We start from the raw sequence: 1857 nt of genomic DNA, 5'->3' as shown, positions 1-1857 counted from the left end.
TGCCGATGTCGCCGATGGGTGGCGGCATGGGGGCCGGTGCCGGTGCCGGGCAGCAGAACCAGGAACGTGAGCCGCAGATCTGGATGAAGGCCGACGACGGCACCTGGGACGATCAAAACGAGGACAACCCCCCGCCGGTGATCGGACGGAGTTGAATCGATGGCAGGCGCACAGCCGACTCCCGCCACCGACCCGTACCTGGAGCAGCTCGACTTCGAGCAGCTGGCACAGCTGGTGCACGGCACCTCGCCGGACCTGTTCTACCGCCAGGCCGGCGCGTTCGACCGTGCCGCGGACCGGCTGCGCGAGGTCACCGACAGGTTCCGCGCGCAGTGGCGCGATCTCGGCACGCATTCCTCCGGTGCGACGATCGACCGCGCCGTCGAGGCGGGCGATCGGCTCGCCGCGGAGAACGAGAAGGTCCTGGAAGCCACGTCGGCGCCCGGCTATGCGCGAATGTTGCGCCGCGCCGGCGATGCGGTGGCCGAGGGGCAGCGCCGGATGCGGGATCTCGAACAGCAGCGCAGCGCGCAAGCCGCCGCACAGCCGGGAATGCCGGGGCAGCCGCCCGCAGCTCCCGGGCAAGCGGTGGGAGCTCCGGGACAGCCGGTGGGAGCTCCGGGTGGCCCGCCCGTAGCTCCGGGCGGGCCATCCGGAGCTGCCGGGCCGCAACAAGGTCCGCCGAGCCAGGCGTTGGGAGTTCCCGCGCCGAACTCGCCCGGAAACGGTTCGCAGTCGTCTTCACCCGGTGACAAGGAGCGCACCCAGCAGGCTCGGCAGATCGTCTACGACATCGCCGCGGTCTACAGCGATGTCGCCAAGTCCATGACCGCGATGCCTGGCAAGGGCGGTAGCACGCCCGGCGCCGCCGATCCGCTCGCGCTGCGCGCTGCCTCGTCCGGGTCTGGCGGGTGGAGCGCTTCCGGTTCCGGCGGTGCGGAACAGGCCATGTCCTGGTCGTCCGGTCCGGGTTCGGGGGCGACGACCGTGAGCGACACCTCGGGCGGCGGGTGGCAGGACACCGGGCAGCCGCCGAACGCCGCGGGTGCGTCGGAGTCCGGCAGCTCGCCGACGGGTGCGCCGTGGCTCGCGGTCGCCGCGCAGAGCTCGCCCGCCGTGCTCGGCGGGCGATCCGGGGGCTCGTCGCGGGAGGGCACCGGTGACAAGTCCACCGAGGACTCGTCGGCAGGCGGCTGGCAATCCGCGCCCGGCGTGCTCGGACGGCAGCTGAAGAGCTCGGGCGGCTGGTCGTCGGGCTCTGAGCGGAGTTTCCAGTCGGGCGAAGAGTCCGGGTCGGAAAAGAACTCCCGGTCGGGCGAGAGTTCCGGGTCGGCCGGGAACTCCGGGCCGGACGAGAGTTCCGGGCCGGACGAGGGCTCGCAGTCGGACTCCGAACGCCCGGAGACCGTCTCGCGTAAGCAGGACTCGGAATCGTCCGCGTCCGAGGTGCGCACCCTCTCGGCGGAACCGCAGCAGTCCGCGGGCTGGTCGATGCCGACGCACGCGACTCCGTCGCCCGCGCACACCGCAGCGGCCACCGCTTCCGCCGCCCCCGCAGCCCCTGCAGCCCCTGCCGCGAGCGCCCCGGCACCTGCTCCGCCCCAGCCGCCCGCGAACCCCGGCCCGGCACCGCAAACCGTGTCCGGTCCGGACCCGTCCGCGGCCGCCGGGCACGGGCACAGCGGCGCAGCGGCGAGCTCCACGTCGGCCGCCTCCGCACCCGCAGCCGGCTCCGCGTCGAGCAGTTCGGTTCCGCGTAGCCCCGCGCCGTCCGCGCTCGACCTGGGCCAGATGACCACACCGAACCCGTCGACCGGCGCGGGCACGCCGCCTGCCGCCGGGACGCACGGCGCGCCG

General features: G+C 74.0%; 1 protein-coding gene. It reads left to right on the top strand.

The genetic code is table 11. From position 1 onward, the window contains the following. Positions 1-159: 159 nt before the first annotated feature. Positions 160-1857 (top strand): hypothetical protein (locus tag IJH84_RS19550; RefSeq protein WP_295147202.1); only part of this gene is annotated, 1698 nt, incomplete at its 3' end.

Source organism: Saccharopolyspora sp., assembly GCF_017434145.1.
Lineage (GTDB): Bacteria > Actinomycetota > Actinomycetes > Mycobacteriales > Pseudonocardiaceae > Saccharopolyspora_C > Saccharopolyspora_C galaxeae.
Note: the sequence above shows the minus strand (reverse complement) of the source record. Positions and strands in the feature narration are given on the sequence as shown.